Origin of the sequence: Collinsella aerofaciens (genome assembly GCF_901212495.1) — a bacterium.
Classification (GTDB): domain Bacteria; phylum Actinomycetota; class Coriobacteriia; order Coriobacteriales; family Coriobacteriaceae; genus Collinsella; species Collinsella aerofaciens_H.
Genome location: NZ_CAAKNY010000040.1, coordinates 37,140 through 41,977, shown reverse-complemented (window position 1 = coordinate 41,977; position 4,838 = coordinate 37,140). Strand labels below are relative to the sequence as shown.

General features: G+C 61.3%; 3 protein-coding genes and 1 pseudogene (1 of these 4 only partly in view). 2 read left to right on the top strand and 2 right to left on the bottom strand.

Features of this window, described 5'->3' with window-relative positions; translation table 11 throughout:
* Positions 1-5 precede the first annotated feature (5 nt).
* Together SFLMC1_RS04225 and SFLMC1_RS04220 are read right to left on the bottom strand one after the other, a co-directional pair.
* Positions 6-755 carry an SDR family NAD(P)-dependent oxidoreductase gene (locus tag SFLMC1_RS04225; RefSeq protein ID WP_152074356.1) on the bottom strand — a complete coding sequence of 250 codons (750 nt, stop codon included), beginning with the start codon at positions 753-755 and terminating at the stop codon, positions 6-8.
* Positions 756-972: 217 nt separating this feature from the next.
* Entirely contained in the window at positions 973-2,316 is a 1,344-nt protein-coding gene (locus SFLMC1_RS04220) for a homoserine dehydrogenase (protein WP_152074357.1), read from the bottom strand.
* A 251-nt stretch (positions 2,317-2,567) separates the two neighbouring features.
* Between SFLMC1_RS04220 and SFLMC1_RS04215 the strand changes: the two genes are divergently transcribed.
* A complete protein-coding gene (locus SFLMC1_RS04215; protein ID WP_154063905.1) occupies positions 2,568-3,734 on the top strand; it encodes an ABC transporter substrate-binding protein in 1,167 nt (388 codons plus the stop codon).
* A gap of 271 nt (positions 3,735-4,005) precedes the next feature.
* A pseudogene (locus SFLMC1_RS04210) lies at positions 4,006-4,838 on the top strand (ABC transporter substrate-binding protein); it runs 305 nt beyond the window's last position.

The window sequence follows — 4,838 nt, the reverse complement described above, 5'->3', positions numbered from 1 at the left end:
GCCCCTTAGGAACGGGCGGCTCCGTCGACGGGGAGCACGGCGCCCGTGACGTAGGCGGACATGTCGCTCGCCAGGAAAACAAAGGCGTTGGCGACATCCTCGGGCTCGCCCATGCGACCCAGCGGAATGGTGGCGATGATGGGCTTAATAACCTCTTCGGGCAGGTTGGCGACCATATCGGTCTTGGTTACGCCAGGTGCGACGGCGTTGACGCGAATACCCATGGGGGCGAGCTCGCGCGAGAGCGACTGGACCATGCCGTTGACGGCAAACTTAGACGTGGGATAGCCGACGCCGGAGGGCTGACCGTACTTGGCGACCATCGAGCTCGTGGTGGTGATGGTGCCGCCGTGGCCGGCCTCGGTCATGATCTTGGCAGCAGCCTGGTGGCCGTTAAAGACGGCGACGACGTTGAGGTCCATGACTTTGGCGAACTCCTCGGCCGTGTAATCCAAAAGGGGCGAGCGCTGGGAGATGCCGGCATTGTTGACGACCGTGTCCAAGCCGCCCATATCGGCGGCAGCCTGGGTAAAGGCCTCGGTTACGGCCTCGAGCGAGGTGAGGTCGCAGGAGCGGCCCCAGACCTTGGCCTCGGGATAGGCGGCGACCAGCTTCTCGACGGCTGCATCGGCAGTCTCCTGGCGCGAGCCAAAGACGGTGACGGCGGCGCCTTCCTCGATAAAACGGCAGGCGATGGCATAGCCGATCCCGCGCGTGCCTCCGGTGATGATTGCTTTCTTGCCCTCGAGCAACATAGTGCTTCCTCTCCTCGTGGACGGACATAAGCACAGCATAGCGGTAGCCAAAATCGGCTTCGGTTGCACATCGGCGAACGGTGCCCCCGGCTGTCAGGAGCGGTCGAGTTGTTCAAATGCTGATTGCGCCAATACGCCCAGCGTGCGCAGGCAAAGGGGCTCCCGTCCAGCGCCGGACGGGAGCCCCTCACACATATGCCGAAAAGCAAAGATCGAATTAGTTCGCCATGACGCCTTCGGTCCAAGCCTCAACGTCCTCGATGCGCAGGACGTTGGCGACCTCGGCCACGCAGTCGACGCTGGCAAGCTCGGCGGCGGCAGCCTGGACGTCCTTCTCGAGCGCGCGGTGCGTCAGGAAGATGACCGAGCAAGCATCGCTGACGCCCGACTTGCCGTCCTCGACCTGGTTGATGAGCGAGATCGAGATGTTGTGCTTGGCAAAGATGTCGACCGTCTCGGACAGGGCGCCCACGCGGTCGGCGACCTTCAGGCGCACATAGTACTTGGTCTGGAGCTCGTCCATGGGCTTAAAGGCGAGGTTGTGGCCATAGGGCTCAACCTCGGGCAGCGGAGCCACGCCGCGGCTGATCTGCTCGGAGAGCGACAGGATATCGCCCACGACGGCGCTCGCGGTGGGGAAGGAGCCTGCGCCGGCACCGTAGAACATGGTCTCGCCCACGGCGTCGCCTACCACGTAGACAGCGTTCATGGCACCGTTGACCTTGGCAAGCATGTGGTCGGCGGGGATCAGCGTGGGATGCACGCGAACGTCGACGCCGGCGTCGGTGTTGCGGGCGATGCCGAGCAGCTTAATGGTGTAGCCGAGCTCGCGGGCCTGGGCGATGTCCTCGGCGCCGATGGTACGGATACCCTGCTGGTATACGTCATCGGTGGTCACGCGGGTGCCAAAGCCAATGGAGGCGAGGATCGCCGTCTTGCTGGCGGCATCGAAGCCGTCGACGTCGGCGGACGGGTCGGCCTCGGCATAGCCCTTGGCCTGTGCGTCGGCGAGCACGTCGGCGTAATCGGCACCCTCGGCGTCCATGCGCGACAGGATGTAGTTGGTGGTGCCGTTGAGGATGCCGGCGATGGTCAGGATCTTGTTGCCCACCAGGTCGTGCTCAAGCGTGCTCACGATGGGGATGCCGCCGCCGCAGCTGGCCTCGCACTTAATCTGCACGCCGCACGCGCGCGCCTTCTCGGCGAGCGTCTCGACGTGACGGCCCAGCAGGGCCTTGTTGGCAGAGACGACGTGCTTACCGTGCTCAAAGGCAGTGGTGAAGATCTCGGTTGCGGGATGCTCGCCGCCGATCAGCTCGATGACGATGTCGACGGCGGGGTCGGTGACGACGTCGTGCCAGTCGCTCGTAAAGGCCTCACGCTCAATACCGGCCGCCTCGGCCTGCTCCCAGGCAAGCGCACAGGCGCGGGTCAGCTTAAGGTCGATGCCGTAGGCTGCCAGGTACTCATCGTGGTGGCTCTTGATCAGACGGGCCACGCCGCCGCCGACGGTTCCCAGACCGATCAGACCGACGTTCACGGTGCGCAGGGGTTCGCTCATAGATAGCTCCTTCGTGCATCTTATGGATGGATTAACCGCTTAATGGTTGAGTGCATTCTAGCGTGAACCGAGGACGCGTGCTCGCCAGGCAACAGGAGTCGCACAAAACGGCACCCCCGAAACGCTGCGGAAACATTGGAAATATGCTCGCTACAAACGGAACTCCGTAACAAATTGTCAACGTTTGCGCCATAAGGTTTGCCCCGTACCGCAAGACGGCCGCACTGCGGCCAGCGAAAAAAGGGGACACCATGTTCAACATCAACAGCACGCTCAGCCGTAGGAACTTTCTCGCCGGCGCCGCGGCGCTCGGCAGCACCGCCGCATTCGCTGGTTGCTCGTCGGGTGGCTCGGACGGCGGCTCCGCCGATGACGGCAAGACCTTCAAGATCGGTGTCATCGGCCCTCTGACCGGCGCCGCGGCAACCTATGGCGTTTCGGCCGAGAAGGGTGCCAAGCTCGCCGCCAAGGATTTCTCGACCAAGGACCTCAAACTCACGCTTAAGTCCGAGGATGACGTCGCCGACGGCGAGAAGGCTATCAACGCCTTCAACACCCTGTGCGACTGGGGAATGCAGGCTCTCGTCGGCCCCGTCACGACCGGTGCCGCCGTCGCCGTCTCGGGCGAGATCGCCGACGATATGCTCATGGTCACGCCTTCGGCCTCGTCGCTCGACGTCACCAAGGATAAGACCACGGTCTTTCAGGTTTGCTTCACCGATCCCACCATGGGCGCCAGCGCCGCGAAGTTCTTGGCCGAGAAGTACGCGGATGCCCAGATCGCCCTGTTCTACAACTCCGGCGATACGTACAGCTCGGGTGTTGCCGACGCCTTTGCCGAGCAGGCCAAGGCGTCCAAGCTCGATATCGTCGATACCGAGACCTTTAAGGACGATTCTTCCACGAGCTTTACCAACCAGCTGACCAAGGCCAAGCAGGCTGGCGCCACCATGATCTTTGCTCCGATCTACTACACGCCGGCGTCCGTTCTGCTCAAGAACGCCAAGGACATGGGCTACGACATGACGCTTATGGGCACCGACGGCATGGACGGCCTGCTCTCCGTTGAGGGCTTCGACACCTCTCTTGCCGAGGGTCTGCTGCTCATGACCCCGTTCTCCGCCGACGACGAGAAGAACGCCGACTTCGTCAAGGCATATAAGGACGCCTACGACGAGACGCCCAACCAGTTCGCTGCCGATGCCTATGACTGCATCCACGCGATTGTCGAGGCAATCGATAAGGCAGACATCGACATTACGGCCGACGGCGCCGACATTGCCGGCGACCTTGCCAAGGCCATGCGCAAGATCAAGATCGAGGGCCTGACGGGCGAGCTGACGTGGAATGACAAGGGTCAGGTTGAAAAGCCCGCTACGGCCTATGTGATTCAGGACGGCAAGTACATCGCCGCCTAGGTGCGCACAAAACGCGACCGGTGAGTCTGTTTTAATCAGGGCAGAGGCGCTTGTAACAGAATAGAAATATTACTTTCACATAATAAAGTGGTGTTTATGCATAAATGAATTGAAATACGCATATTTATGGATAAATGAACAAGGTCAAAGAAAAGTTGGAATAATCGCCACTTTTCCTAACTAAAGCGTCTACTATTTTGCGAACGCCGAACACGGCGAAGGATGGCCTGTCGGGTAACCGAAACCCGACGAGATTTGAGAGGAGAGCCGCATGTCGAGCCTCACCGGTAAGTCATTGAACCCTGTTATGAATCGCAGGAGCGTTATCGCGAGCGCAGCAGGTCTGGGGGCGATGTCCATTCTAGCTGGCTGCTCCTCCAACGGCGGCGACAGCGGTTCCGCTTCGAGCGACGCTTCGTTTAAGATCGGCACCATCGGCCCGCTGACCGGCGCCAACGCGTCCTACGGCAAGTCCGTTACCCAGGGTGTCGAGCTTGGCTGCAAGGATTTTTCGACCAAGGAGCTGCCGCTTGCCAGCAAGGCCGAGGACGACCAGGCCGACGGCGAGAAGGCCGTCAACGCCTTCAACACCCTGCTCGACTGGGGCATGCAGGCCCTCGTCGGTCCGACCACCACGGGTGCGTCGGTTGCCGTTGCAGCAGAGTGCGGTAACGACCCCAAGACGTTCATGATCACCCCGTCCGCGTCCTCCGAGGACGTTACCAAGGGCAAGGATTGCGTCTTCCAGGTTTGCTTCACCGATCCCAACCAGGGTGTCAACGCTGCCAAGTTCCTGGCGCAGAAGTATGCGGACGAGAAGTTCGTGCTGTTCTATAACTCCGGCGACGCCTATTCTTCGGGCATCGCGGATTCCTTTAAGGCCCAGGCCGCTGAGTCCAAGCTCGAGATTGTTGACGAGGAGACCTTTAAGGACGACTCCGCCACGAGCTTTACCAACCAGCTGACCAAGGCCAAGCAGGCTGGCGCCACCATGATCTTTGCTCCGATCTACTACACGCCGGCGTCCGTTCTGCTCAAGAACGCCAAGGACATGGGCTACGACGTCAAGATGATGGGCTGCGACGGCATGGACGGCATCCTGGG

Coding starts and splice junctions, on each gene's coding strand:
- SFLMC1_RS04220 (WP_152074357.1), bottom strand. CDS start 2,316: ATGAGCGAACCCCTGCGCACCGTGAACGTCGGTCTGATCGGTCTGGGA.
- SFLMC1_RS04215 (WP_154063905.1), top strand. CDS start 2,568: ATGTTCAACATCAACAGCACGCTCAGCCGTAGGAACTTTCTCGCCGGC.
- SFLMC1_RS04225 (WP_152074356.1), bottom strand. CDS start 755: ATGTTGCTCGAGGGCAAGAAAGCAATCATCACCGGAGGCACGCGCGGG.